Source organism: Curtobacterium sp. MCPF17_021 (assembly GCF_003234605.2).
Taxonomy (GTDB): Bacteria; Actinomycetota; Actinomycetes; order Actinomycetales; family Microbacteriaceae; genus Curtobacterium; species Curtobacterium flaccumfaciens.
This window is the reverse complement of sequence record NZ_CP126252.1, coordinates 3,495,038-3,519,017: the sequence shown is the minus strand read 5'-3', so window position 1 is coordinate 3,519,017 and position 23,980 is coordinate 3,495,038. Positions and strand designations below refer to the sequence as shown.

General features: G+C 70.0%; 21 protein-coding genes. 11 read left to right on the top strand and 10 right to left on the bottom strand.

Annotation, left to right across the window (positions count from 1 at the left end):
* Positions 1-3 precede the first annotated feature (3 nt).
* The 4 genes from DEJ29_RS16570 to guaA are packed head-to-tail and all read left to right on the top strand — an operon-like array spanning position 4 to position 4,265.
* Positions 4-1,449, top strand: a complete 1,446-nt coding sequence (locus DEJ29_RS16570; RefSeq protein WP_111094837.1) for a cation:proton antiporter — start codon at positions 4-6, stop codon at positions 1,447-1,449.
* A 5-nt stretch (positions 1,450-1,454) separates the two neighbouring features.
* Positions 1,455-2,231 (top strand): SURF1 family cytochrome oxidase biogenesis protein, encoded by a 777-nt coding sequence (locus DEJ29_RS16565; RefSeq protein ID WP_111094838.1) that lies wholly within the window; start codon positions 1,455-1,457, stop codon positions 2,229-2,231.
* A 10-nt stretch (positions 2,232-2,241) separates the two neighbouring features.
* The gene (locus DEJ29_RS16560) at positions 2,242-2,688 is read left to right on the top strand and encodes a DUF3817 domain-containing protein (RefSeq protein WP_017885467.1); all 447 of its coding nucleotides are present in this window, start codon (positions 2,242-2,244) and stop codon (positions 2,686-2,688) included.
* Entirely contained in the window at positions 2,685-4,265 is a 1,581-nt protein-coding gene (gene guaA, locus DEJ29_RS16555) for a glutamine-hydrolyzing GMP synthase (protein WP_111094839.1), read from the top strand. The genes DEJ29_RS16560 and guaA overlap by 4 nt, the downstream gene beginning before the upstream one ends.
* A gap of 428 nt (positions 4,266-4,693) precedes the next feature.
* On the opposite strand, the gene DEJ29_RS16550 is transcribed toward guaA, so the two are convergent.
* Complete coding sequence (locus tag DEJ29_RS16550) at positions 4,694-5,566, bottom strand: Bax inhibitor-1/YccA family protein (RefSeq protein ID WP_111094840.1); 873 nt, start codon at positions 5,564-5,566, stop codon at positions 4,694-4,696.
* 31 nt (positions 5,567-5,597) lie between these two features.
* Entirely contained in the window at positions 5,598-6,611 is a 1,014-nt protein-coding gene (locus tag DEJ29_RS16545; protein ID WP_111094841.1) for a DUF817 domain-containing protein, read from the bottom strand.
* 106 nt (positions 6,612-6,717) lie between these two features.
* On the opposite strand from DEJ29_RS16545, the gene DEJ29_RS16540 reads away from it, so the two are divergent.
* A complete protein-coding gene (locus DEJ29_RS16540) occupies positions 6,718-7,740 on the top strand; it encodes a glycerophosphodiester phosphodiesterase family protein (RefSeq protein WP_111094842.1) in 1,023 nt (340 codons plus the stop codon).
* Here DEJ29_RS16540 and DEJ29_RS16535 read toward each other — a convergent pair.
* Positions 7,705-8,376: a hypothetical protein gene (locus DEJ29_RS16535; protein ID WP_111094843.1), complete on the bottom strand. Its 672-nt coding sequence runs from the start codon at positions 8,374-8,376 to the stop codon at positions 7,705-7,707. The two genes, DEJ29_RS16540 and DEJ29_RS16535, sit on opposite strands and share 36 nt — an antisense overlap.
* Positions 8,377-8,433: 57 nt before the next feature.
* Between DEJ29_RS16535 and DEJ29_RS16530 the strand changes: the two genes are divergently transcribed.
* The 6 genes from DEJ29_RS16530 (at position 8,434) to DEJ29_RS16505 (ending at position 18,727) form a co-directional block, all read left to right on the top strand.
* A complete protein-coding gene (locus tag DEJ29_RS16530; RefSeq protein WP_110863185.1) occupies positions 8,434-10,884 on the top strand; it encodes an ATP-dependent helicase in 2,451 nt (816 codons plus the stop codon).
* A 99-nt stretch (positions 10,885-10,983) separates the two neighbouring features.
* Positions 10,984-12,963, top strand: coding sequence for a LamG-like jellyroll fold domain-containing protein (locus DEJ29_RS16525; protein WP_111094844.1), 1,980 nt, complete (start codon positions 10,984-10,986; stop codon positions 12,961-12,963).
* Positions 12,964-13,104: 141 nt separating this feature from the next.
* Positions 13,105-14,529, top strand: a complete 1,425-nt coding sequence (locus tag DEJ29_RS16520) for a pyridoxal phosphate-dependent decarboxylase family protein (RefSeq protein ID WP_111094845.1) — start codon at positions 13,105-13,107, stop codon at positions 14,527-14,529.
* The gene (locus DEJ29_RS16515; protein ID WP_111094846.1) at positions 14,526-15,917 is read left to right on the top strand and encodes a lysine N(6)-hydroxylase/L-ornithine N(5)-oxygenase family protein; all 1,392 of its coding nucleotides are present in this window, start codon (positions 14,526-14,528) and stop codon (positions 15,915-15,917) included. Before DEJ29_RS16520 ends, DEJ29_RS16515 begins: the two co-directional genes overlap by 4 nt.
* Positions 15,914-18,316, top strand: coding sequence for a GNAT family N-acetyltransferase (locus DEJ29_RS16510; protein ID WP_284173923.1), 2,403 nt, complete (start codon positions 15,914-15,916; stop codon positions 18,314-18,316). Before DEJ29_RS16515 ends, DEJ29_RS16510 begins: the two co-directional genes overlap by 4 nt.
* Before the next feature lie 45 nt (positions 18,317-18,361).
* The gene (locus DEJ29_RS16505; RefSeq protein ID WP_111096127.1) at positions 18,362-18,727 is read left to right on the top strand and encodes a hypothetical protein; all 366 of its coding nucleotides are present in this window, start codon (positions 18,362-18,364) and stop codon (positions 18,725-18,727) included.
* Positions 18,728-18,743: 16 nt separating this feature from the next.
* On the opposite strand, the gene DEJ29_RS16500 is transcribed toward DEJ29_RS16505, so the two are convergent.
* The 7 genes from DEJ29_RS16500 to DEJ29_RS16470 form a co-directional block, all read right to left on the bottom strand.
* Positions 18,744-19,382: a pyridoxal 5'-phosphate synthase gene (locus tag DEJ29_RS16500; protein ID WP_111096126.1), complete on the bottom strand. Its 639-nt coding sequence runs from the start codon at positions 19,380-19,382 to the stop codon at positions 18,744-18,746.
* A gap of 68 nt (positions 19,383-19,450) precedes the next feature.
* A complete protein-coding gene (locus DEJ29_RS16495; RefSeq protein WP_146248421.1) occupies positions 19,451-19,861 on the bottom strand; it encodes a hypothetical protein in 411 nt (136 codons plus the stop codon).
* A 123-nt stretch (positions 19,862-19,984) separates the two neighbouring features.
* Positions 19,985-20,569 (bottom strand): hypothetical protein, encoded by a 585-nt coding sequence (locus tag DEJ29_RS16490; RefSeq protein ID WP_111096124.1) that lies wholly within the window; start codon positions 20,567-20,569, stop codon positions 19,985-19,987.
* Between the two features lie 2 nt (positions 20,570-20,571).
* The gene (locus tag DEJ29_RS16485) at positions 20,572-20,916 is read right to left on the bottom strand and encodes a hypothetical protein (RefSeq protein WP_146248420.1); all 345 of its coding nucleotides are present in this window, start codon (positions 20,914-20,916) and stop codon (positions 20,572-20,574) included.
* 733 nt (positions 20,917-21,649) lie between these two features.
* Positions 21,650-22,039, bottom strand: a complete 390-nt coding sequence (locus DEJ29_RS16480) for an SseB family protein (protein ID WP_181438305.1) — start codon at positions 22,037-22,039, stop codon at positions 21,650-21,652.
* The gene (locus DEJ29_RS16475) at positions 22,032-23,615 is read right to left on the bottom strand and encodes a WXG100 family type VII secretion target (RefSeq protein ID WP_284173921.1); all 1,584 of its coding nucleotides are present in this window, start codon (positions 23,613-23,615) and stop codon (positions 22,032-22,034) included. The genes DEJ29_RS16480 and DEJ29_RS16475 overlap by 8 nt, the downstream gene beginning before the upstream one ends.
* 2 nt (positions 23,616-23,617) lie before the next feature.
* A complete protein-coding gene (locus tag DEJ29_RS16470; RefSeq protein WP_146248402.1) occupies positions 23,618-23,947 on the bottom strand; it encodes a DUF6507 family protein in 330 nt (109 codons plus the stop codon).
* Positions 23,948-23,980: the final 33 nt, after the last annotated feature.

Here is a 23,980-nt window from a genome sequence, read left to right as displayed (position 1 = left end):
CGCATGCACCTGGGTGGTGAGCTGCTCACCATCGGTGTGCTCTTCGTCATCGCCTACGTCCTGGGTCGGCTCGGCAAGACCATCGGTCTGCCGGCCATCCCGATCTACATGGTGGTCGGACTCGTCGCGAGTCCGAACACCCCGTGGTTCGGGCTGAGCGTCGAGTCCCACACGATCGAGCTTATCGCGACGTTCGGGCTCATCCTGCTGCTGTTCAACCTCGGGCTCGAGTTCGACCAAGAGGAGTTCTACGGCAACGCCGGCAAGCTCCTGGTGTCGGGCGGCACCTACGTCGTCATCAACATGGGCGTCGGGTTCGCCTTCGGGTTCTCGCTCGGCTGGGGCACCCGAGAAGCCCTGATCATCGCGGGCATGACGGCGACGTCCTCGAGCGCCATCGTGACGAAGCTCCTCATCGAGCTCCGGCGCCTGGCGAACGACGAGACCCCGATGATCCTCGGTGTCACCGTGATCGAGGACGTCTTCATCGCCGTCTACCTGGCGATCGTCTCGGTCGTGCTCTCCGGTGACACCAACGTCTGGGCTGTCGTCGGCAAGCTGGCACTGGCGTTCGGGTTCCTCATCGTGATGTTCACGCTCGCGCGCTTCGCGGGCAAGTGGGTCTCGAAGATCTTCGCCACCCGTGACGACGAGCTGTTCACGGTGCTGTTCTTCGGACTCGCGGTCATGTTCGGTGGCATCGGCGACCTGCTCGGCGTGACCGACGCCATCGGTGCCTTCGTCATCGGCCTGCTCTGCGGAGCGACCCGGTACCGCGACCGCATCGAACAGCTCGCCCTGCCGATGCGCGACGTCTTCGCCGCGTTCTTCTTCGTCAACTTCGGGCTCGGCCTCGACCTGTCGACCTTCGGCGAGGTGCTCTGGCCCGTCCTCGGCGCCATCGGCATGACGGTCGTGCTCAACGCGGTCGCCGGCCAGATCGTCGCGCGGATGAACGGCTTCAACGTCCAGCAGGGCATCAACACCGCCGTCATCCTGGTGAACCGTGGCGAGTTCGCGCTGATCCTCGCGACGCTGTCGGCTGCCGCCGGGCTGGAGGCGCGGATCACCGCCTTCGCGGGCCTCTACGTCCTCTGCATGGCCGTCCTCGGGCCGCTGCTCGCGGTGAACTCGGACCGGATCGGCCGCCTCGTGGTGCGCCCGGGCCGGCTCATCCGCCTGCGCGGACGCCTGGGCGGCCGACGTGCCGCCGCAGCCGCTGCCGAGAGCGCCGAAGCGGCCGAGGCCGAGGCGGACGCCACCGCCGCGGCGCGGAAGGCCGAGCGGGACCGCCAGTTCGCCGAGGAGTTCGCGCTCGTCGAGGCTGCTGGCAGGGACGAGCGAGACAATGAAGGGTCCGAGCCGACGTCCGCCCCCGTGACGTCGCCGGTCGAGATCCCCGCCGAGCGCCCCGAGCGCCCGGTCCGACAGCGCGATCCGGAGTACTGATACAGATGTGGGCCGTTGCCCGACGACCGAGGTGGATCGCGCTGCTGTTGCTGGCGCTCGTGTTGGCGGCGGTGTTCGCCGGGCTGGGCAAGTGGCAGCTGGAGCGGTCGATCGCCAACGGCAAGCCCCTGCCGGCGACCACCGAGACCCGCCGGACGCTCGAGGCGGTCACCACCCCCGAGCGTCCCGTCAGCGAGAGTCTCGCCGGGCAGAAGGTCACCGTCACCGGGACCTTCGTCGCCGACGACACCACCGTCCTGACCGGCCGCACCGGGGGTGGGAAGTACCAGACCGTCGGTCACCTGGTGGACTCGGATGGTGGGGCGAGCCTCCCGGTCGTCATCGGGTGGTCCGACCAGCGGCCGGCCGCCGTGGCCGGGGGCGAGCGCCTGGCGGACGGCCAGACGCTCACGATCCAGGGCCGCTACTACCCGGCGGAGTCGCCCGACCAGGACGCCTACAAGAAGGGCGAGTACTCCGCAGTCGCCCCCGCCCGGTTCGTGAACACCTGGCAGGCCTTCGACGACCGCATGTACCTCGGGTACGTGGTCGCCGACAGCACCACCGCGAAGGCCGCGGACCTCGGCACCATCGCCGACCGTGCGCCGTCGCGCGAGGTCCAGTTCGACTGGCTCAACCTGTTCTACGCGATCGAGTGGGTCGTCTTCGCCGGCTTCGCCGTGTTCCTCTGGTACCGGTTCGTGAAGGACGCCTGGGAGCGCGAGCAGGAAGAGGAGCGCGAGGCAGCGCTCGCCACCGAAGCCGACGCGCTCCGACGGTAGGATTGCCGGCATGGCCCTGACCGTCCGAACCCGTGACATCCCCAAGATCCCGGGGGCGGTGAAGTGGTACCGCGTCTCGGCGTACATCACCGGTGTGCTGCTGCTCGCCCTGGTGGTCGAGGTCATCATCAAGTACACGCCGCTGCAGCTCGAGATGCAGCTCGGCAACGGTCCGTTCTTCGTGCCCAACGGCACGGCGGGCGAGACCCCGGGCACGTTCAACCTGTCGATCGCGATCCTCATCGCCCACGGCTGGCTGTACGTGCTCTACCTCTTCACGGACTTCCGTCTGTGGAGCATCATGCGCTGGAGGCCGTCGCGCTTCCTGCTCATCGCCCTCGGGGGCATCATCCCGTTCATGTCCTTCGTGGTCGAACACCGCATGCAGCAGCGGGCCATGGACACCTACCACGAGCTGATCGCTGCCCAGCAGCGTGAGAAGGAGGCCGCTCGGTGAGCGAGACCGAACAGCGTCCCGTCCTCGTCGTCGACTTCGGGGCCCAGTACGCGCAGCTCATCGCGCGTCGGGTCCGTGAAGCGAACGTCTACAGCGAGATCGTGCCGCACTCCATCACCGCGGACGAGGTCCGCGCCAAGGACCCGGCGGCCATCGTGCTGTCCGGTGGCCCGTCGTCCGTGTACGAAGAAGGCGCGCCGTCCCTCGACGGTGACATCCTCGACCTCGGCGTTCCCGTGCTCGGCATCTGCTACGGCTTCCAGGCCATGGCGACCGCCCTCGGTGGCGAGGTCGCGAACACCGGTCTGCGCGAGTACGGCGCCACCGACGTGACCCTCGCCCCCGGCACCAGCACCCTGCTCGGCGACCAGCCGGCGGACCAGGTGACGTGGATGTCGCACGGCGACTCCGTGGCCAAGGCACCGGCCGGGTTCGAGGTGCTCGCCTCGAGCGCATCGACGCCCGTCGCGGCGTTCGCGTCCGACGAGCGCAAGCTCTACGGCGTGCAGTGGCACCCCGAGGTCAAGCACTCCGTGTACGGCCAGGCCGTGCTCGAGAACTTCCTGCACCGTGCCGCGGGCCTGCCCGGCAACTGGAACTCCAGCAACGTCATCGAGGAGCAGGTCGCCCGCATCCGCGAGCAGGTCGGTTCCGCGCGGGTCATCGCCGGGCTCTCCGGTGGTGTGGACTCCGCCGTCGCCGCAGCACTGGTGCACAAGGCCGTCGGCGACCAGCTGACCTGCGTCTTCGTCGACCACGGGCTCCTGCGTGCCGACGAGCGCAAGCAGGTGGAAGAGGACTACGTCGCCTCCACCGGTGTCCGGCTCATCACGATCGACGCCGAGCAGCAGTTCCTCGACGCCCTCGCCGGCGTGAGCGACCCCGAGCAGAAGCGCAAGATCATCGGGCGCGAGTTCATCCGCACGTTCGAGGGCGCGGCCGAGGCACTCGTGCTCGAGGCCCAGGCGTCCGACTCTGATGCCGAGGTCAAGTTCCTCGTGCAGGGCACGCTCTACCCCGACGTCGTCGAGTCCGGCGGCGGAGCGGGCACCGCGAACATCAAGTCGCACCACAACGTCGGCGGCCTGCCCGAGGACATGACGTTCGAGCTCGTCGAACCGCTGCGCACCCTGTTCAAGGACGAGGTCCGCGCGGTCGGCCGCGAGCTCGGGCTGCCCGAGGTCATCGTCGGTCGTCAGCCGTTCCCCGGGCCGGGCCTGGGCATCCGCATCGTCGGCGAGGTCACGAAGGAGCGGCTCGAACTGCTCCGCGCGGCCGACAAGATCGCCCGCGAAGAGCTCACCGCGGCCGGTCTCGACCAGGAGATCTGGCAGTGCCCGGTCGTGCTGCTCGCCGACGTCCGCTCCGTGGGCGTGCAGGGCGACGGCCGGACCTACGGACACCCGATCGTGCTCCGTCCGGTCTCGTCCGAGGACGCCATGACCGCCGACTGGACGCGTCTGCCGTACGACACACTCGCGAAGATCTCGAACCGCATCACGAACGAGGTGCCCGACGTCAACCGGGTCGTGCTCGACGTCACGTCGAAGCCGCCGGGGACGATCGAGTGGGAGTAGGTCTCCCCTGAGTCACGAAGGCCCGGTACGCGTCACGCGTGCCGGGCCTTCGTGCGTCCGGGCGCGTCCCGGGGTCGGTGCCGGAGTCGCACGAACTGCCGTCTGCCGGGACGTCGGACGGCAGTTCGCGCGACCCGGGCGCTGCACGGGCGGCGCGTTGTGCGACCTCGGCCGGCTGGAGTTTTGGGCGTGGGCGCTGCCGGGGCCGTCGAGTGGTCACGACACCCCGCGGGCCCGGTGCCGAGGGGTCACGAACTGTCGGCTGGCCCCGGCCCGGACGACACTTCGTGACCACTCGGCGGGCGTTCGGCGGGGTGTTGTGACCGCTGGGGCCGCCCCGGGACCGCCGGCCGCCGCTCTCGCTTCCACCGGCCCGGGAACGACGAAGGGCCCCGGCAGCGCCGGGGCCCTTCGTGTGTGCGGTGGTACTAGTTGCGCGAGCTGCTCGCGATGATGGCGAGGATGCGCAGGATCTCGAGGTACAGCCAGACGAGCGTCACGATCAGGCCGAACGCCGCGGTCCAGGCGTAGATGCGAGGTGCCCCGCGCTCGACACCGGTCTTGATCTGGTCGAAGTCGAGGATCAGTGAGTAGGCGGCCATCAGCACGACGAACACGCCGATGAGGACACCGAGCGGGATGCCGAAGAGCGTCACGCCCATCAGGCCGAACGCGCTCTGCGTCACGCCGGTCCACATCAGAACCAGGTTCACCAGGGAGAACGCCATGTACCCGACCATCGCGATCAGGAAGAAACGCGTGGCCTTCGGAGTCGCGCGGACCTTGCCCGAGCGGAACAGGAGCAGGGTGACGAAGAACACACCCAGGGTGCCGAACACGGCCTGCGCGACGATGCCGTCGGCTTCGGGGAACGCGGTCTGGAAGTAGTTCGAGATACCACCGACGAACAGCCCCTCGAAGAACGCGTACGTCAGGATCAGACCCGGCGACGGCTTCTTCTTGAAGGTGTTGACGAGCGCCAGGACGAACCCGACGAGCGCGCCGACGACCCAGACGGCCGGGGGCAGGTTCCAACCGGCCACCGCGCCGACGACGAGCACGCCGAACGCGAGCAGCGTCTTGACGATGGTGTCTTCGTACGACATGCGGTCGGTGTCCACCGGGGACGCAGTCGGACGGTCGTACATGTACTGCAGCTGCTCGGGGGTCATGCCGCCCTGGGCCTGCTGCGGGGTCTGTCCCCAGCCGGCCTGCTGCTGACCAGCACCGCGCCCGCCCCAGGTGTTTGCCCCCTGTGCGTTGAAGGCGGGGGACTGGTCGAAACCGGGCTTGAAGGCCATGGTGTCCTCTTCCTAGGAGATTCGAGTCCTCTCAGCCTAGGGGCGCTCGGTCGCGGAAGGCTGAGGATTCGCGGCGAGCGGACGCGGGCCCGGCGGGCCCCGTCGAGGGAAGCCTAGGGTCGCCCGCTGCACGCGCGCCCCGAGGACGTCGAGAGTCCGCCGTCGAGCCCGTCGAGCCCGTCGAGCGCGCCCGTCCCGACGGCAGCGCCGGGTAGAGCCACGTGACGAGCGCGACCGAGATCGTCATGAGCAGGAACCACGCCACGATCTTCGTCGGCGCCACCGGCTGCCACACCGCGAGCTGCGCCGGGTAGCTCCACGCCCCGGCCCAGGTCGCGACGTTCTCCGCCGCCCAGATGAACACCGCGACGAGGGCCATCGCCACGAGGACGGGCATCCGCAGCGTCGCCCGGTGGATCCGGACGTGCATGGTCGTGCGAGCGAAGAGCAGCAGGACGAGCGCGAGCAGCACGTACCGGGCGTCGGCGACGAAGTGGTGGCCGAAGAAGTTCAGGTAGATCCCGCCCGCCACGACCGCCAGCAGCCACTGCCGCGGGTACCGGTCGAACCGCAGGTCGAACAGCCGGTAGACCCGCACCATGTACGACCCGACGGCGCCGTACATGAACCCCGAGAACAGCGGCACCCCGGCGACGACGAACAGCCCGCCGGGCTCGTAGGTCCACGAGCCCATGTGGGTCTTGAACACCTCCATCGCGGTGCCGACGACGTGGAACAGCAGGACGACCCGGAGCTCCCGCAGGGTCTCGAGCCCGAACACGAGCATCCCGACCTGCAGCAGCACGGCCGCGATCGTCAGGACGTCGTTCCGCATCGCCGCGGGCACGGTCAGGTGCACCACCGCCATGGTCGCGAGCAGCAGCGCCCCGAACGCGCACGCCCAGGCCTGCTTTGCGCCGAACACCAGGAACTCGGTGACGAACACCCGGACGGGCCGGTGCGGTTGATGCCCGGCGTCGAGCAGGCGGCGAGCGGCGCGGTCGATCCGGGCCTCGACGGCGGTGGAGAGCGAACGGACGGTCATGCGGTGATGCTCCGCGTCGTCGCTGGGAACGACGGCCGACGGAGCGACGCGTGTGTCCCGCGACACAGGTGCCCCGCTGGTCACCCGCGGCCAGTAGGGTCGCGCCATGACCCTCGTGATCGCCCACCGCGGTGCGTCCGGCTACCGCCCCGAGCACTCGCGGAGCGCGTACGAGCTCGCGATCGAACTCGGCGCCGACGCGATCGAACCGGACCTGGTGCCCACGAAGGACGGCGTGCTGGTGCTCCGGCACGAGAACGAGGTCTCGGGCACCACGGACGTCGCCGACCATCCCGAGTTCCGGCACCTGCGCACGACGAAGACCGTCGACGGCCAGACCCTGACCGGCTGGTTCACCGAGGACTTCACGTGGGCCGAGCTGCAGACGCTCCGCACCCGCGAGCGCCTGCCGGTGCTGCGCCCGGGATCCGCCGAGCACAACGGTGCGCAACCGATCCTGCGGCTCGTCGACCTGCTCGCGATCCTCGACGCGGCGCCCCGCCCGGTCGGGCTCGTCGCCGAGGTGAAGCACGCCGCGTCCTTCGACCGCGCCGGGTTCCCGATGGGTGCACTCGTCGACGCCGCGCTTGGCGAGGCCGGGTGGCGGCAGGACGAGCGGCTCACGGTGGAGAGCTTCGAGAAGGGCGTGCTGCGCGACCTGCGCGAACGGGGGACCGGTGGTCGGCTCGTGTACCTCCAGGAGGCCCGTGGCAGCGCCGCGGACGAGGTCGCGTCCCACGGATCGCTCGCCCCCACCTACGCCGCCGAGCGCTCCGAGGACGCGCTCGCGTCGTTCGCGACCGAGTTCCACGGCATCAGCGTCGACCTCGGCACCCTGATGGCCGGCGTCGACAGCGTCGCACTCGACGACCCGACGCCGGTGCGCAGTGCGATCGTCGACCGCGCCCACGCCGCCGGACTCGCGGTGTACACGTGGACCCTCCGGCCGGAGAACCGGTTCCTGCCGTCGCCGTTGCGTCGTGGCGGCGACGTCGCGGCGTTCGGCGACTGGGAGCGGTGGTTCACGTCCGTGATCCGCACCGGACTCGACGGAGTGTTCGCCGACCACCCCGACCTGGCGGTGCGTGCCCGGTCAGTCCTCGAGCGCCTCGAGCGGGATGCCGGTTGACCGGAGGACCTCGGCGGCCTCATCGCGTGCGGACGTGGCAGCGGCGCGGAGCCCGGCCAGGTCCTCGGGCCGGTAGAACCACGAGCTCCGGTCGCCGGGCGAGACCGTCCGTTGCGCGTCCGTCAGGTCGGCGTCGTGTTCACCCTTCCGGAGGTCGGCACGCGCACGGTCGAGCGCCTGCAGGACTGCCGAGGCACGGATGACCTCGGCCGCGGGCAGGTCCCCGGGCGCGAGACGGGCGACCCGAGGGTCGATCGGTGTCACCGGGAGGGCCTGCACCGGTGGCTGTCGGCGCCGCCGTCGATCGACGAGGACCGCGACGGCGGACGAGACGACGAGGAACACCACGACGGCGACGAGGAGCCGGGCACTCCTCGGGAACGTCGACGCAGCGAGGGCCCCGAGTACGGCCAGGCACAGCCCAGCGGTGACCAGGCCGACCGACAGCGGGACCAGGCACCCCGCCGTGTCCTGTCGAGACCGCTGAGCACGGGCCCGACGGTGGCTCTCGACGATCGCGGCGGGGTCGTCGCGCCCGTCCGGAGGCAGGATGCAGAGGACGTCCTGGGTGGTGGGGACCGCGGCCGACATCGCAGGGAGCACGAAGACGTCAGGTCGGTCCGGTGTGATCGCCACGGCGCCATCCTGCCGCACGAGGTCGCTGTCGGGGGTCTCGCCTAGAATGTCCCGAACATGACGATCGTGCTCGACCCCTTCGAATCGACGCCCGAGCCGGGCGCCGGTGCCCGCGCGTACGAAGACCCGTTCACCGCGGGTCTGAACCCCCAGCAGAAGGAAGCCGTCGAGTACCGCGGCGAGTCCCTGCTGATCGTTGCCGGCGCCGGTTCCGGCAAGACGAGCGTGCTCACCCGCCGCATCGCGCTGCTGCTCGCCAACCGCGAAGCGTGGCCGTCGCAGATCCTGGCGATCACGTTCACCAACAAGGCCGCCGCCGAGATGCGCGAGCGCGTCCGGGCCCTGGTCGGTGGCGAGGCCGAGGGGATGTGGATCTCCACGTTCCACTCGGCGTGCGTGCGCATCCTGCGGCGCGAAGCCGAGCGGTTCGGGTTCCCGCAGTCGTTCACGATCTACGACTCCGCCGACTCCAAGGCGCTGCTGAAGCGGATCATCAAGGAACTCGAGGCCGACTCCCTCGGGCTGACCGTCGGCGCCGCGGCGTCGAAGATCTCGAAGCTCAAGAACGAGCTGCAGGACATCGACACCTACGCGCGCAACATCAACGTGAACGACCCGCAAGAGGTCATGTTCACCGAGGTGTTCCGGCGCTACACGAACGAACTCCGCCGGGCGAACGCGTTCGACTTCGACGACCTCATCGGGCAGACGGTGTTCCTGTTCCGGGCCTTCCCGGACGTCGCCGCCCTGTACCAGCGCCGCTTCCGGTACATCCTTGTCGACGAGTACCAGGACACGAACCACGCCCAGTACGCCCTGATCCGTGAGCTCACCCGCCCGGTGCCGGTCGAACAGGTCGACAAGCTCGAGGACTCCGGCCAGCACGTCGCCCGGATGCGCGAGACCGACGGCTCGATCGCCCCCGCGTCCCTGACGGTGGTCGGTGACTCCGACCAGTCCATCTACGCGTTCCGCGGGGCGGACATCCGCAACATCGTCGAGTTCGAGCGGGACTTCCCGAACTCCAAGACGATCCTGCTCGAGCAGAACTACCGCTCGACGCAGAACATCCTCGACGCGGCGAACGCCGTCATCGCGAACAACTTCGACCGCCAGGCGAAGAGCCTGTTCACCGACGTCGGCGCCGGCGAGAAGATCGTCGGCTTCACCGGGTACACCGGCCACGACGAGGCGCAGTTCGTCGCCGACGAGATCCAGCGCCTGCGTGAAGACGGCATGGACTACCGCGACATGGCGGTGTTCTACCGGACCAACTCGCAGACCCGTGCGCTGGAGGAGATCTTCATCCGTGCGGCGATCCCGTACCGGGTGCTCGGCGGCACGAAGTTCTACGAGCGCGCCGAGATCAAGGACGCCATGGCGTACCTGATCACCGTCGCCAACCCGGCCGACCCGATGGCCCTGCGCCGCATCCTCAACGTGCCCAAGCGCGGCATCGGCTCGGTCACCGAGACCACGCTCCAGCGCTACGCCGACGAGCACGAGACCACCATGCGTGACGCCCTGCGGCACGCGGGGGAGCTCGGGTTCGGGCCGAAGGTGCGGAACGCCATCACCGAGTTCGCCGCGCTGCTCGACGCCGTGTCCGAGAAGGCCCCGACGCAGCCGGTGGTCGACACGCTGACGCAGCTGCTCGACGGCTCCGGGCTGCTCGACAACCTGCGGAAGTCGCCCGACGCGCAGGACGCCGCCCGTGCCGACAACATCGACGAGCTCGTGGCCGTGACGCGTGAGTTCCAGAAGAACAACCCCGAGGGCACGCTGTCGGACTTCCTGACCGAGGTCTCGCTGGTCGCCGCCGCGGACGAGCTCGACGACTCGTCGGGCACGGTGTCGCTGATGACGCTGCACACCGCGAAGGGCCTGGAGTACGACGCGGTGTTCCTGACCGGCGTCGAGGAGGACCTGCTCCCGCACCGGATGTCCGCCAACGAACCCGGCGGCCCGTCGGAAGAGCGCCGGCTGTTCTACGTGGGCATCACCCGCGCCAAGAAGGTCCTGTTCCTCTCCCTCGCGATGACCCGTGCCCAGTTCGGCGACGTGAACGTGGCGATGCCCTCGCGCTTCCTGCAGGAGATCCCCGAGGGGCTCATCGAGTGGAAGCAGTCCCCGGGCATGGCGAACAGCCGCGGTGGCACGCAGCCCCGCGCCCTGAACGCCAAGCGTGACGGCGGCTTCGGCGGCGGTGGTGGCGGCGGCGGTGGCTACCGCGGTGGTGGTGGCTGGGGCGGCGGCTCGTACGACCGTGCAGCAGCGGCCTCGAAGACCCGTCCGAAGACCGAGTGGGCGAACCGGGTGTCCGGGCAGGTGCGCGACAACGGCGACATGGAACTCGTCGCCGGCGACCGCATCAAGCACGTCGACTTCGGCGAGGGCACGGTGTCCGCGGTGACGGGGCAGGGCGCCAAGCGCATCGCCGAGATCGCGTTCGACTCCGCGGGCCGCAAGAAGCTCCTCATCAAGATCGCCCCGATCGAGAAGCTGTAGGAGCCCTCACCGGTCCACACCGAACCGGCAGCCGCGGCCGGTCTGGAGTTCACGGAACGGACCCGGGGCGTTCCCCCGCGATCCGTACGGTGCGGTGCTGTGCAGAACAGCCCTGACGACCGCGACGACGCCAACGACCACGCCGGAGAGCGCAGCAAGCGCATCCCGGTCTCCCGCCGGGGCTTCCTGGTCGGGTCCGGACTCGCCGGTGCCGCCGGTCTCGTGGCGTCGAACGGCTTCGGCAGCGCCCCGGCCGTCGCCGACGCGCTGACCGCGGCACCCGCTGCGGCTCCGGCAGCGCTCGGCGGATCGGCCGCGGCCGCGCAGGCAGCCGTGGTGCGCGGCCACACCGGACGGTGGCGCCCGGACACGACCTCGCCACGCTTCACCGTCGCGGTGATGCCGGACACGCAGTACATGTTCGACGGCGCCGCGGTCGACCAGGCACCGATGCGCGCCTCGCTCGAGTACGTCGTCCGCGAGCAGGCCCGGCACAACACGGTGTTCCTCGTCCACCTCGGCGACCTGACCCAGAACGGTGCGGCGTCCGAGATGCGCGCATCCGGTGCAGTCTTCGACGTGCTCGACCGAGCCGGGGCGCCCTACAGCGTGCTCGCCGGCAACCACGACATCGACTCCTCGACCGACGACCAGCGCGGCCGCACCCCGTACCTCGACGTGTTCGGTCCGCAGCGGTTCCGGAAGGCCCCTGGCTGGATCGGTTCGAGCCCCGACGGCTACAACACCGCCCACCGGTTCACCGCGGCCGGCCGCGAGTGGGTCGTCCTGGCACTCGACTGGCGGACGAGCGCGAGCGGGCTCGCCTGGGCCAGCTCCGTGCTCGCGGCCCGGCCGCACGCCCCGGTCATCCTCACGACGCACGCCCTCGTCGACTCGGACGCCAGTGGTGGAGCGGCGTTCGACCCCTACGGCCAGCAGCTCTGGGACTCCTTCATCTCGAAGCACGACCAGGTGTTCCTGACGCTCAACGGGCACTACTGGGGGCCGGGACGCATGACGGTGAAGAACGCCGTGGGGCACGACGTCGCACTCCACCTGACCAACTACCAGAACCGCTACTACGGCGGGGCGGCCATGATCCGGCTGTACCACGTCGACCTCGAGCGGAACGTCATCGACGTCGAGACGCTGTCGCCCTTCCTGCTCGCCGGCGGACTCGGCGACGCGAACGAGCTCGCAGCGCAGGAGACCGCGCTCAGCGGCGACGTCGACCGCTTCACCATGGCGGTGGACTTCGACGCGCGCTTCGCGGGGTTCGCGCCGGTCGCACCACGGGCCTCCCGGCCGGCGGCACGCATGCTGGTGCCGGGGACGCTGGCGTACTGGCGGTTCGACGGCAACCCGGACGGGGCGGCGCTCGCGCCGACGACACGGGTGCGCGACCAGAGCGGCAAGGGCAACGACCTGGTGGTCGCCCGGCGGACCGGTGCCGTCGCAGGGGCGCTGCGCTGGACGGCGGCGCACCACCCCGACCAGCCGGGCGCCGGCAGCCTCGCGCTGCAGGGCGGCAAGACCGGCGGCGACCACCTGCAGACCGTCGACACGGCACCGCTCAACCGGACCCACTTCCCCCGCGGCTACACGGTCGAGGCATTCTTCGCGCTGCCGACCACGTTCGACCCGAGTGCGAACGGCTTCAGTGCCCTGCTGTCGCAGTACTCGAGCGCCGGCCAGGTGGGGAAGGCGACCGGAGCCGACGGCGACCCGGACGAGCCCGCGGTGACGCTGAGCCTGTCGGGGGACCGCGAACTGCAGTGGTGCGTGTACCCGACGAGCCAGGACGGATCCCTGACCAACTGGGGGCACGAGTTGCCGCTCGGCGCCTGGTGGCACGTGGCCGTGGTGAACGACGGGACGCACACCGTGCTCTACGTCGACGGGTGCCCGGTCGTGCGCAACCCGTCCACCCCGAACCGCGGTCTCAGCACGATCGGCAAGCCGTGGCTGCTCGGTGGGTACCGCTACGGCGACAAGCTCGACAACGTGTTCGTCGGGTCGATCGGCGACGTGCGCATCGTCGGCCGGGCACTGCAGCCGAGCGAGTTCATGAACGCCTGACGCCCGGCGGCGGACGCCTGACCCGCGCGGTGGGTGGGGGCTCGGGCTGCCCGGCAGACGTGCGTCTGACACGCCCGGCCGTTCGGCGCGCCCCTCGTTCGGGTGGCACGATGACGGTTGGTGAGGTTAGCCTTACCTAACGTGACACCTCCCGTCGAACTCCTGACCACCGCCACCGCCGAGCGCTACCGCTCCGCCGTGACGTCCACGGTGGACCGTCTGGCCGACCGCTTCGCCGCCGCCGACCGTCCGACGACCGACACTGCTCCCGAGGTCCTCCGGGCCCGGGTGCAGGACGTCGACCTCGACGCCGAACCCCTCGGGACGGACCGCGCGCTCGCCGAACTCGACGAGCTGTTCGTCCGCGAGGCCGTCTGGTTCCACGACCCGGCGTACCTCGCGCACCTGAACTGCCCGGTCGCGCTGCCCGCGGTCGCCGCCGAGTCGGTCCTGGCCGCCGTGAACCCGTCGGTCGACACCTGGGACCAGTCCCGCATCGGCACCGAGATCGAGCGGCACGTCGTCGCCTGGCTCGCCGGTCGGATCGGGTTCGCCGCGGGGGACGGCATCTTCACCTCGGGCGGCTCGCAGTCGAACCTGCAGGCCCTGCTGCTGGCGCGCGAGGCCCTCAGCAGCAGCGGCACCGTGTTCACGACCGCGGAGACCCACTTCAGCATCGCGAAGTCGGCGCGACTGCTCGGGCTCGAGGCCGTGGTCGCCGTCGCCACCGACCACGCCGGCCGGATGGTGCCCGCCGCCCTCGCCGAGGCGATCGCCGCCGCCCGCGCAGCCGGGCAGACGCCGATGGCCGTCGTCGCCACCGCCGGCACCACCGACCGCGGGGTGATCGACCCGCTCGAGCCGATCGCGGACGTCTGTGATCTGGAGGGAGTCTGGCTGCACGTCGACGCCGCGTACGGCTGCGGTCTGCTCGTGTCACCGACGCGCCGGCACCTGCTCGACGGCGTCGAACGGGCCCGGAGCGTGACCGCCGACCTGCACAAGTCGTTCTTCCAGCCGGTGTCGTCGAGCGCCCTGCTCGTCCAGCGCCCGGAAGACCTGCGCCGCACCGCCTGGTACGCCGACTACCTGAACCCGGAGGACGCCGCCGAGCCGAACCAGGTCGACAAGTCGCTGCAGACCACCCGCCGGTTCGACGCCCTGAAGCTCTGGGCCACGCTGCGGGCGACCGGTGCCGACGCGATCGGTGCCGCGTTCGACGCCGTCATCGACCTCGCCGCGGCCACCCACCGGATCGTCGAGGAGCACCCGGACCTGGTGCTCGTCGCGCCGACGCAGCTCAGCACGGTGCTGTTCCGCTGGCAGCCCGCCGGCATGACCGACGAGGCCGCCGACGCGCTGGTCGCCCCGATCCGCTCGGCCCTGCTCGCCGAGGGCCGGGTGCTCATCGCCAAGACGGTCATCGACGGCCGGCCGTGCAACAAGCTCACACTGCTCAACCCGGAGACGACGCCGGAGCAGATGCGCGCGTCGCTGGAGCACGTCGTCGCGACGGCCGCCCGGGTGCGCGCCGCCACCACCGAGACCGAGGGAGCGAACCGATGAACCGCGATGAGCAGCCCGTGCACGACGTCGTCGGCATCGGCATCGGCCCGTTCAACCTCGGCCTCGCCTGCCTGACGGACCCGATCGCCGAGCTCGACGCGGTCTTCCTCGACGCGGCTGACGGCTTCGCCTGGCACCACGGCATGATGCTCGACGACGCCACGATCCAGGTACCGTTCCTCGCCGACCTGGTGACGATGGCCGACCCGACCTCGCCGTTCTCGTTCCTCGCGTGGCTCAAGGAGACCGGGCGCCTGTACCCGTTCTACATCCGCGAGGACTTCCACCCCCTGCGCAGCGAGTACGACGCCTACTGCCGCTGGGCCGCCGACCGGCTCGACACCCTGCGGTGGGGCCGCCGGGTGACCGCCGTCGAGCACGACCCGGTCACCGACACGTTCACGGTGCACGCCGAGACCGATCAGGGTCCCGAGACGTACCGCGCACACCACGTCGTCGTGGGCATCGGCACCGAGCCGTCCGTCCCCGCCCCGCTGCGCGGGATCGGCGGACCGGCGGTCCACTCCGCCGAGTTCCTGCCGAACCGCGATGCCCTGCGCGACGCCGGGTCGATCGCCGTCGTCGGCAGCGGGCAGTCCGCCGCCGAGGTCTACCGCGAACTGCTCGAGGACATCCGGCAGGACGGCTACCGCCTCGACTGGATCACGCGGTCGCCCCGGTTCTTCCCGATGGAGGACACCAAGCTCACCCTCGAGATGACGAGCCCGGAGTACACGGACCACTTCCACGGGCTGCCCGAAGCCGTCCGCGACCGCCTGGGGCGGGAGCAGCGCGGCCTGTACAAGGGCATCAGCGCCGACCTGGTCGACGACCTGTACGACCAGCTCTACCGGATCAGTGCGCGCGGCCCCGTCCCGACGACGCTCCGGACCGAGACGAGCGTCGTCGACGCCGCCTGGCTCGCCGACCGCGGCACCTACCGGCTGACGCTCCGCCACGAGCAGCTCGACCAGACGTACGAGCACGAGGTCGAGCAGCTGGTGCTGGCCACCGGGTACACCCCGCGGGTCCCGCGGTTCCTCGACCCGGTCGAGCACCTCGTCGCCCGCGACTCCCGCGGTCGCGTGGCCGTCGCCCGCGACCACCACGTCGACACCCTGGGCGGACGCATCTGGGTGCAGAACGCCGAGGAGCACACGCACGGCCTGACCGCGCCAGACCTCGGCATGGGCGCGTGGCGGAACGCGTCGATCATCCGGTCCGTCACGGGTCGCCCCGTGTACGGCCTGGAGGCCCGGATCGCCTTCCAGGAGTTCGGCCTGCCCGCCTCGGAGCAGTCAGCAGCAGCGCCGTCCACCGCCCGCCCCGGCGCCGCGGAGCGCGCGCCGGCCCGCCCCGCGACCGAGCCCGCGGAGGTCTCCGCATGAGCACGACCGTGACCACCACGGCGCCGGACGCGACCGCGCCTGGGGGAGCCGAGCCGGGCCTCCTGACCGTCGAACCCGTGGACCCGGAACGCGACGCCGCCGTCGTGCAGTCGTGGCTCGCCCACCCGGCGTCGTCGTGGTGGGAGATGGGTGACCTCGACGTGGACGCCGTGCGTGCCTACCTGGCCGGCGTGCAGGCGGACCCTGCGCAGGCAGCGTGGCTCGGCCGCCGGAACGGTGAACCGTGCTTCCTGGCGGAGACCTACGACCCCTCCGCCGTCCTGCTCGCCGACGTGTGGGCGGCCGAACCCGGCGACGTCGGCATGCACCTGCTCGTCGCGCCGGTACCCGCGGACCGTCGTGTGCACGGCCTGACCAGCGCGGTGATGCGTGCCGTCGTCGAGCACTGCCGGGACGCCCTCGGCGCGCGCCGGGTCGTCGTCGAACCGGACGTGCGGAACACCGCCGTGCAGGCGAAGAACGCCGAGGTCGGGTTCCGCGCCCTGCGACAGGTGGACGTCGACGGCAAGCGGGCCCTGTTGTCGGTGCTCGACACCGATCGCATCGGCGTCCCCGATGACGACGGGCCGGCCGCGCACCTGCGGCCCGAGCACCTGGAGCCCGCCGAACGGCACCTCGTCGCGAAGGCGATCGGGGAGTTCGCCCACGAACGGCTGATCGCACCCGTGCCGGACGGGGACGGGTGGCGGCTCGACGCGGGGGAGTCGACCTACCGGTTCCGGGCGCGGCAGCACGTGCTCGAGCACTGGTCGATGGACGAGGCCTCGCTGACGCGGACCCGTGCGGGGGCGCCGGCGCCGCTCAGCGCGCAGGAACTCGTGCTCGAGCTGCGCGCGGTGCTCGGGATCCCCGACGAGTTGCTCGGCACGTACCTGGAGGAGATCGCGTCGACGCTGGCGAGTGCCGCGGCCAAGCACCGGCGGGGTGGGCCGTCGGCGGCGCAGCTGGCGCGGGGGCGGGGCGGGGCCGGGGCGGGCGGGGCGTCCGTTTCGTCCGGTGCGACCGGTTTCGTCGAGGACGTCGTCGCGTCGTTCCAGGACGTCGAGGCGGCGATGACCGAAGGACACCCGGCGTTCGTCGCCGCAAACGGGCGGATCGGGTTCGGGCTCGACGAGTACCGGGCGTTCGCGCCCGAGTCCGGCGGCCGGTTCCGGTACCGGTGGCTCGCCGCCCGACGCGAGCACACGCACCTGGCGCTCGCCGCGGACCGGACCGAACAGGCGCACTGGGAGTCCGAGCTGTCGGCGGCGGTCGTGGCCGGGTTCCGTGCCACGCTGGAGCGTCGCGGGCTCGACCCCGACGACTACGTGTGGTTGCCCGTGCACCCCTGGCAGTGGCAGCACCGGATCGCCGTGACCTTCGCACCCGACCTGGGCCGACAGGACCTGGTCGACCTGGGCGAGGGGCCCGACGAGTACCAGCCGCAGCAGTCCATCCGCACCGCGTTCAACCGGACCGAGCCGGCACGCTCGTACGTGAAGACGGCGCTCGCCGTGCAGAACATGGGGTTCCTGCGGGGGATGTCGCCCGCGTACATGCGGAACACCCCGGCCGTGAACGACTGGGTCGAGTCGATCGTCTCCGCCGATCCCACGCTCGCCGCCGCCGGGTTCTCGGTGCTCCGGGAGCACGCCGCCATCGGCTACACGGGGGACGCCTACCACCGGGTCGACGTGTCCTCACCGCAGCGCAAGATGCTCGCGGCCCTGTGGCGGGAGAGTCCTCTGCCGCGGGTGGCGGACGGCGAGCGACTGCTGACGATGGCGGCGCTGCTGCACCGGGACGCCTCGGGGAACGCCGTGGTCTCGGCGCTGATCGAGGCCTCCGGCCTGCCCGCCGACGTCTGGGTCCGGCGCTGGCTCGACGCCTACCTGCTGCCGGTCGTCCACTGCTTGACCGTGCACGACCTGGTGTTCATGCCGCACGGCGAGAACTTGGTGCTCGTCGTGCGCGACGGCGTCGTGGTCCGGGCCGTGATGAAGGACATCGGCGAGGAGGCCGCGGTGCTCGGTCGGCACGACGACCGCCCGGTCCCCGCCGACATCGACCGGATCGTGCACCCGGTGTCCGACGACGAGGCCGCGCTCGCGGTGTTCACCGACGTGTTCGACGGGGTGCTGCGGTTCGTCGCCGCGATCCTCGACGACGACGGGGTGCTGCCGGAGTCCCGCTTCTGGCAGGTCGTGGGGGAGTGCATCGACGCCCACGCCGCCGCGCACCCGGACCGCCGTCGTCCCCTGGACCTGCGGGTGCCGACGTTCGAGCACTCGTGCCTGAACCGGTTGCAGCTGCGGAACACCCTGTCGATGGTGGACCTGGCGGACCAGTCGGCGTCGCTCATCCGGGCGGGGGCGATGGCGAACCCGATCGGGCGGTAGGGGGCGCGGGCCCTCACGGTCGATCCCGACGCTGGACCGTGGGTCGTGACCCTTGCGGCGATCGGCCTCGTGGTGATCGGGTACCTCGCTGCGTACTGGATCACCCGGAACCCACGGGCGGAACGGTCCGCCGCCGTCGATGCCGCAGCAGAGCGCATGATCGCGGCAGCGCGCGCCGGGGGATTTCCGGAGCTCGATCCGAAGAGCGTCCGGCGCGCGTTGCGCGAGGACGACAACGGGCCCGCGCCGTGGTTCGATCCCAAACTCGGGCCGCACTCGTGGCCGGTGTGGCGGATCGGTACCGTCGACCCCGCTGAGAGCCGCTTCGTCATCGCGGAACGATCGAACGATGCTCGATCGCTCACGGTCCGAGTCGAACCCGCTCAGCCGGCGTGGTGGTCCAGGGACTGAACGCCGACCGTCGGCCTCAGGGCTGGAGGCGTGTGGCCGTCCAGGCGCCCTCGGCGAGTGCGTACTGCAGTCGTCGGTGCATCCGGTCACGGCTACCGTGCCAGAACTCCACGATGTCGGGCTCGAGACGCCAGGCAACCCACCGTGCCGGCCGGGGGACGTCGTCGCCGGAGTCGTCGAGCAGGTCGTTCGCGTCGTCGATCAGGTCCTGCAGGGTGCGGGGCTCGAGCACGGCGGACTGATCGGCGATGGCCGTCGCGGCGCGTGACTTCGGGGAGCGGTCCGCGAACAGGGCGTCGGACTCGGCGTCCGACAGCCGGACGACGTGGCCCTCGAACCGGAGCTGCTGCATCGTCTCGCGCCAGTACGCCTGCAGGGCTGCGTGCGGGTTCTCGGCGAGCTGCCGGCCCTTCGGGCTGTCCTCCGACGTCCCGAAGACCAGTCCGTTGGTCGCAATTCGCTTCACGTCGACGGTGCGAGCGGACACGCGGCCGTCGGCACCGGCCGTGGCGAGGGTCATCGAGAGCGGCTCGGAGACCTCCCGGTCCTTCGCCGCGGACAGCCACTCGCGAGCGAGGTCGAGCGGAGACGCTGGCGGGTTGTCGAACTCGGGCAGGTGCAGGGAGTCGTCACCGGAGAGCGGGGCAGAGGACATGTACCCACCCAACCGCTCGCAGGGGCTGGGCGTTCAGGGAGTCACGGACGGTCGTCGCCGGCACCCGGTCAGGCGTCGGGGAACTTCGCCTCGACGAACGCGCGTTGCGCCTGCACGGTGCCGAGGTGTTCGTCGGCCGGGGCGAACACATCGACGAGGTCCTTGAACCGAGGCCGACGACCGCGGCGGAGTCGGTACGCCCGCATGCCACCGCCCTGCTGTCGCGCCATCCCACTCGGCCACACGTCGACGCGGGCCCCCTGCACGCCCAGGAGCCAGCCCTCGTCGTCGAGCGCCTCGCGCACCAGGCTCAGCGCCTCGAAGGCGTCGTACGCCGTGGCCGTGTGCTCTGTGCCCAGCAGCAACACGGTCACGGTGTAGCGCACCTGATGGTCGGGGTTCGTCAGGTCCATCTCGACGATCACGGTCGCTGGCGCGCTCGTGCCGTTCCTGTGAGCGGTTCGTTCGTAGGTCGTCATGTCACGCACCGAGCCGCAGCGAGGCCACGGCGCGCACACCGTCTTCCGTCCCGAGCACCCACAAACCGAGATCGACAACTCGTTTCCAGCCTGCGCGTCGTCGGCGGTCGAATGTGGAGGGCGTCAAGCGCTCACCTCGGCGGCCAGGAGATGACGGGCGGCATTGCGCCAGATTCGCGGAACTTCGTCGAGGTCCTCGACGACCGTTATCTCCGGGTGTGGCCTCTGCCCCAGCGCCGTGGTCGCCCGCGCCCGCCACTCGGCAGGATCGCGGTCGATCACCAGGTTCAGCGTCGGACGGGAAGCAGATTCGAACAACCGCCAGGCCGACTGCGGTCGTGCCGTGTCGCGGACGATCTCGGCCCAGATCCCCTGGATCGCTGTGATCGGCAGTGCATGAACTGCGCGGGTCGGGATCGGCAGGAGCCCATGATGACGAACGGGTCTGTCCACGACTGGGAGCCCCTCGAAACGATCTGCTGCTGCGTCGACTTGGACGATGTACCGACCGCTGGTCTCATCGTCGATGAGTGATTGACGGCTCACCTGCCGAGTGGACGTGCCCCGCCCAGCGGGCCGATCGCCTGCAATGGAGTAGGCGAACTCCACCATGACGCCCCGGTCGTACGGTTCGGTGACGCGCTCGCCGCTTGAGTCCACTGCGAGGTGGAGCGTGTCGGGGACAGCTACCGCGGGGATACGTTCCAAGATCAGTGATCCGTGTAGAACGGGCGCGTTTCGCTTTGCATCGACTCCGACAATTCGTAGGTCGTCATGTCACTCACCGAGCCGCAGGGCATGGACGAAGGGGATGCCCGGGTGCACGAGCGCGCCTCCTGGGGTCGTGCTCGGCTGAGCACAATGTCGACGACCAGTCGTCCGTCGTCGGCGAACTCTCGATTCACGGCATGCCCCACCACGAGCACGTTCGGCAGGCACTCGCGGATCATCTGGCACTCCCCGCGATCGGTCGAGGACCTGCTGTCGCGCGTGGCGGTGCACGATGGGTATCGATGCGCATCGGCATCGGCATCAGCAACGGGACTTGCGGTCACGATTCGCCGCTCAGGAGCAGGGCGTTGAACGGGCTTCCGGGGAGATCGAGGTCGGCCCCTGGCCCGATTCTCACCAGCATTCCGGAATCGGGGTCGCTCACATGATTGCGAGGTGTCGCGGAGTAAACGTTCCGCCCGAACGTCGGGAAGCGAACTCGCGGCGCAACGTCTTCGAATCGAGCTCTCCCATCCAGACGAGCCCCGTATCCAACATGCAGGTGACCAAGAGTGTCGACGTACTCGACTCGCTGGAAGGTCCGCGGCACCTGGGCAGTATCGCTGGGGGAAGACAAGACATCCGCCAAGCGAGCAAGTACTAGGCAGAGGGCGATCCGGGACGCAAGTGGTCCGGCCGGGATCTCGCGGACGAGGTCGTGCGTGAAGGGGAGATCGGTAGTGCCGCCCGAGTTCTTGACATGGACCGGGGTACTGGTGGTGATCGCCGCAGGTAGTTCGGCGTGTCGCGCGAAAGGAACGTAAGGCGGGAGCGGTGCTTCGCGGAGGTTACCGTCGTCATCGCGCCAGGATGTCTGGAGGTCGTCAGGGATGTCTTCTTCCCCAACGACGACGAGTGATCGGTCGTACAGGCTCCAGTAGGTATCGCAAGCCACGCAGCGGAAGTACTCACTCTGCTGCGCCCGACTCACCCCGATGGAGAGTTCGACGCGGCCGTGACGTTGCGTCGCCGCGGTGCAGACGGAGCACCCTGGCTCGATGAGTCCGGCCGCTGGCCTCAACCCAGCCGCCGGATGTAGTCAGCAATGGAGGTAGGCAGGAATTCCATGCCGAGTTCGAACGTCCGAGGATTCAGGACGACGCCGAACTCGGGGCGCAGTCGGCGGAAAAGCTCCCCGCCCGTCATGAGCAAGAAGTAGCCGGCCTTCTCCCCGACCTCACCGATCCGGCTTGGATCGGAGAACGCCGCCACCATCGGGGTTCCGTCACGGTCGAACAGCACGGGTGCGAGATCCTCGAAACCCTTGGCGGGAGTCGCTGACGACACCGCAATCGGCGTGTTCCATACCGCGTCCGCCACGACAAACTGGTCCGCTCGCCCGGCCCGTCCCTCAAGGATCAGCTGTTCCAACCGGTTGCGGGGTTCTACCTGGGCAGCTTCATCCAAAGCGGCGGACCACCATTCGTTCTCCGTTGTCCATGAGCTGGAACACCTCAGACCCTGCCGGAACTGGGCGACCACCGTCGATCACGAACTCGCGTGTCTCGTTGATCATGTGCCCTTCCTCGAACGCTACGGCGGTGTGCCCCCCGGGCGTGTAGTTGAGGTTCCCAGCAGCATCCGCTGCTGAAGGGAGCCGGGGGGAGGTTCCTTCCAAAGGGAACCGAATCCCGTACACGGGCTCATTGTGCATCACAGCCTGGCGTACAGAGGGGGCCAAGCCTGTCTGCACCATTGCATCGATGGGGTTGTGCACGTACTGCAGAGCGTCCTCTTCCGGCATGAGGAAGAAGGGCCTGCCGGGAGCGCCGATTGTGCTGTCGCCGGCTTCGTAGTAGGAGTGATAGCTCGCTGCGTCGAAGTAGGAGTGACCCATCTCCTGGACTGACGCACGCTCGCGCTCGCCCCTCCGGAACGCCTGGGTCATTTTCTCGATCACGACGGATGCCTTGGTCTTGAGCGCCGTGCTCAGACCTCGGACGCCCGTGATCGCTCGTTGCCCCACTCCAACGACGCGCGCAGCAGTGTTGGAGAGTGCTGCGAGCTTGGTTGCTCCCTCAGCAAGACGCGCGGTTCGAGCTGCAGCGGCGACCGCGCCGCCGGCGGGGACGCAGTCGAGCAGGGAGAACGCGAGGTCCCACCCGTCGGCTTCGCCCTTGCTCATCTTGTACAACGTGTCCGCCAACACCACGAGCGCGATCGCCGCGATGATCAACGTCCACGGCCCCGGGATGATCATCGCGATGATCCCACCCACCGCCACGACGACCTTCGCCACCGACACGATGGTCTCCCACGCCTCGGACCCGAAGATCTTGTCCCACGTGGACTGCTTCCCGAGGCCCGCGTCCGCAGCTTCACCGATCTTCGTCGCGGTCCGCTGCTCCGCGTCCTGCCAATCACCCTTCGCATCCGCCACGAGCCGCTTCGCCGCATCGATCCGCGACTGCGCCGCCGAGATGTCCCCCTGCGCCGACGACACCGCCCCCTGCGCGACGGACGCGTTGTCGGACGCTGCCCGCAACTGTGCCGGCGAGGGAACATCCACCCCGTCCGGCACGTCGGAACCTGCCGGGTACTTGTCCGCAACCTTCGACAGGTCCTTCGACGCGGACTCGTAGTGCGACAACGTCGACTGCGCATCCGCCAACCGGTCCTGCGCCGCGGCGAGGTCCCCGGTGGCGTCCTTCGCATCCGCCAACGCACCATCAGCCCGGTACTGGGTGTCATCGACCGAGTCCGCCCACCCCGACAACGCCGTCGCGGCGAGTTCGTACGAATCGACGAGCTTGGTCAGGTCCGACGGGGTGTCCTCGATCGCGTCGACGAACACATCAGCGGCCTCACCCTCCCAGTCGGTCAGCCACCCGGACCCCTTCACCGACTGCAACCGGGTCGAGGCGTCATCGGCCGCGTCGGAGATGCGCTGGTACTCCCGCGCCATCATCCGCAACGTCGACGGATCACCCTTGACCGGATCATCACCCTGATCGACAACGTCCCACCCCGACGGCCGCCCCACGACTACTGCGCCCTCGAGGCAGCGGGTCCGCCGCCGCCGTTCTCGTCGTTGACCTGCAGGGCCTGTGCCAGCTGCTCGTCGGTCTCGGTGTAGGTCTCGATGGACGAGCTCAGCATGTCCGCCAACGCCTTCGTCGACTCGCTGATCTTGTCCCGCTTGTCGCCCCAGCGGTGGTCGAAGTCGTGCAGAGCGTTCTGCACCGTCCCCGAACCGATCTCGTCGTCGGACGCGTCGACACGCTTGTGCGCCTGCTCGAGCGTGCTGTGCACGGTCGTCAGGTCGTGCTGGAGCTCCCCGAGCCCCATCAGGTCAACCAGCAGTTTGCCTGCCACGGAACAATCCCTCCCCGATCACGAACCGGCGCC